2 protein-coding genes and 1 pseudogene are annotated in these 2,556 nt (G+C 68.0%); all 3 read right to left on the bottom strand.

Features of this window, described 5'->3' with window-relative positions; translation table 11 throughout:
* Positions 1-136: 136 nt before the first annotated feature.
* Complete coding sequence (locus tag ACWEMJ_RS34080) at positions 137-1,165, bottom strand: GNAT family N-acetyltransferase (RefSeq protein WP_452141017.1); 1,029 nt, start codon at positions 1,163-1,165, stop codon at positions 137-139.
* Positions 1,162-2,160, bottom strand: coding sequence for a sporulation-delaying protein SdpB family protein (locus tag ACWEMJ_RS34075; protein WP_452141016.1), 999 nt, complete (start codon positions 2,158-2,160; stop codon positions 1,162-1,164). The genes ACWEMJ_RS34080 and ACWEMJ_RS34075 overlap by 4 nt, the downstream gene beginning before the upstream one ends.
* Positions 2,157-2,459: pseudogene (locus tag ACWEMJ_RS34070) on the bottom strand (hypothetical protein); the annotation flags it as partial. The pseudogene ACWEMJ_RS34070 and the gene ACWEMJ_RS34075, both read right to left, overlap by 4 nt.
* Between the last annotated feature and the right edge of the window lie 97 nt (positions 2,460-2,556).

Below are 2,556 nucleotides of genomic sequence, written 5' to 3'. Positions count from 1 at the left end.
GCGGCGCCGCCCCCCCCCCGCCGCGCCCCCCCGTCGCCTCTGTGTGCAAAAGATCGTCGGGTCGGAACGTGTTGCGGACGTCTCCGAGCGGAGAAGGCCGCGGTGGTGGCCGGTCGGCCAGAGGGGTGATCAGGTGTCAGCGGTGGTGCGAGGAGGCGGCAAGCCGGTCGGCAAGGTCGGCTGTCGTGGTCTCGACCCAGTTCATCGTGCGGGCTGTCCGGTAGCCGAGAGAGTGATTGATGTCGATCATGAAGGTGTTCGTGGTGGCGGTGGTGGTGAAGATGCGCTCCACGTCGGGTCGTTCGTCGGCGAGCCAGCGCATCATGGCGGCCTTGATGGTTCGGCCGAGACCGTGGCCGCGGTGTCCGACCAGGACGGAGGTGTCGTGGATGTAGCCGAACTCGCGGCGATGGGGGTAGTTGTGGATGACGTGGACGCCGGCGACCCGGTCCTCGGCGTCGTCGATGGCGATGACGACTCGCTGTTCCACGCCCGCGTCCAGGAGTTCGCGGTCGTTGGTGCGGATCAGTTCGGGGGTCCACACCGTTTCGCGGTAACTCGTGTCCCCCAGCGGGGCATCGTGGATCGCTTGCCGGGCCACCGCGTAGGAGTCGATGAACTGCTCGGGTGTGGCGCCGTTCCAGTGGGCCAGGCGGTAGCGGGCCGGGACCGGTACGTCCCACAGTGCCCGGGGGGCCTCGGCGACGAGCAGAACCTGCATCACGGTGCTGTGGGTCACCCTGAAGCCCATCAGGGCCGCCCAGTGTGCGCCGGGCGAGTCGGGCTTCATCGGAACACCGAGTACGGTGCCGCGCCCGGATTCCCGGACCGCGGCCAGTGCCGTGCGGAGGAGGGCGGTGCCGATCCCGCGACGGCGCAGTTCCGGGTGGACGTGGACCTCGACGCCGGCGATTCCGCTGTTCGAGTCCTCGGGCAGCGACACCCTGGCCGAGCCGGCCACCCTTCCGTCGAGGTGGCCGGTCCAGAAACGGCACACGCCGTCCTCGACCGGAGGTGTGCGAAGGCGGCCGATTGCCCCTTCGTAGGTCAGCGGCGGGTCTTCGGGAAAGTCCTCCGCCACGACCGCCGCCCGCATCAGGTGGTAGTCGGACAGCAGCGGCTCGGACGCGGTTCGCGGATCCAGCGGTCGAATGTCGAGGGTCAACGGAGCTCCAAGTCGGCGGTAGGGTCGTTCGGAGGGGGCGAGTCGGAACGGGGTGCGGGAAGCCGCAGAGCCTGCCGGGGAACAACATCGGGACGAGCTTCCGCTGTCTGCGCGCCGGTCCGCCGGTGCGTGAGTGACGGTTCACGGTCGCCGATCCGCAGCGAGAGTACGAGCGCGATCATGGTGAGTCCGAAGCTGAACAAGCCCATGGTCGCGATGATTCCGCCGTGGAGCAGGACTGCTGGCCAGACGGCCGCGCGACGGGCCTTTCGCGGCGCCAAGGCGGACAGGGCGAGGGCCAGCTCGATGGCGAGCACACCCCAAGTGAGCGATCCGACGACCACGTCAGAGGCGATCGCTGGACCGAGGAACTGCCGGATCCCGAGCGGGAGACCGTAGTTGGGGTCGACGAAGACCGAATACATCGCAGTGCCGTCCCGCCACTGGGGTGTGAAGAGCTTCGAGAGGGCGGCGACGAGGTAGATGATCGCGATCTGGCAGCGAATGACGTACCAGGCGGCACAGGAGCTGCCGGCCCACACCGGAGCGAGGGGTTCCTGCGGCCGGGTCCAGTGCCAGACGCGGCGATCTCCCAGAAGTACTGGTATGAGCAGCATGGTGGTGATGAGCGCGGCTTCGTCGCCGCCGTCGGGCAGTGTCATGCTGGCCGCCAGGCTCCAGGTGACGAACCACTGGGGCACGCACGTCCACCGGGGTCGGTATCCGGACGCGGCGACGGTGAGCACGACGATCGCGGTCATGCGGCTGATGAAGAGACCAGTGGGGCTGGGGCCTGCGACACACCACAGCGACAGGGCGTGTGCGCCGTAGCAGCGCATGCCCTCCGGCAGATTCGGTGCGTAGGTGAAAAGGTCGTGGTCCGCAGTGAACAGAATGGTGGTCAGCTCGGCGAACGCGAGGGTGGAACGGGTGATCGCGAGGGGCAGGCCGCGAGGTTCGAAATCACGGGCCGAAAAGAGCACGCGGTTGGTCAACTCCCGCATATCACATCGCCGTTCACTGCTCGGATGATCTTCCATTCGCTCTGCCACTGCTGTGTTTCGGTGGTCCACCGTTCCGGACTCTGGACGGTGATCAGGACATGCCCGCAGAGGGTCGGACGGACGCTTCGGTTGGGAATGCGGACGAGCGGTGTGCGCAGCACCGAAGCCGTGCACGAGGTGGGGCTCAGATCTGCGCAGTCCAGCCAGTCGCTAGTGGCCACCAGATCGGTGAGGTTGCCCAGTTCGACGTAACCGGAGTATCCGGAGCGACTGAGACCCCATACGGTGCGACGGTCGCGGCGTGGTCACGCTCCAGGCGGCCGCCGCCGGACGGGTCCTGGACCGCGACCCGGCCTTCGCGCGGGGCGCCCTCGCCGCCATCGAGGA

Source organism: Kitasatospora sp. NPDC004531 (assembly GCF_053602195.1).
Note: the sequence above shows the minus strand (reverse complement) of the source record. Positions and strands in the feature narration are given on the sequence as shown.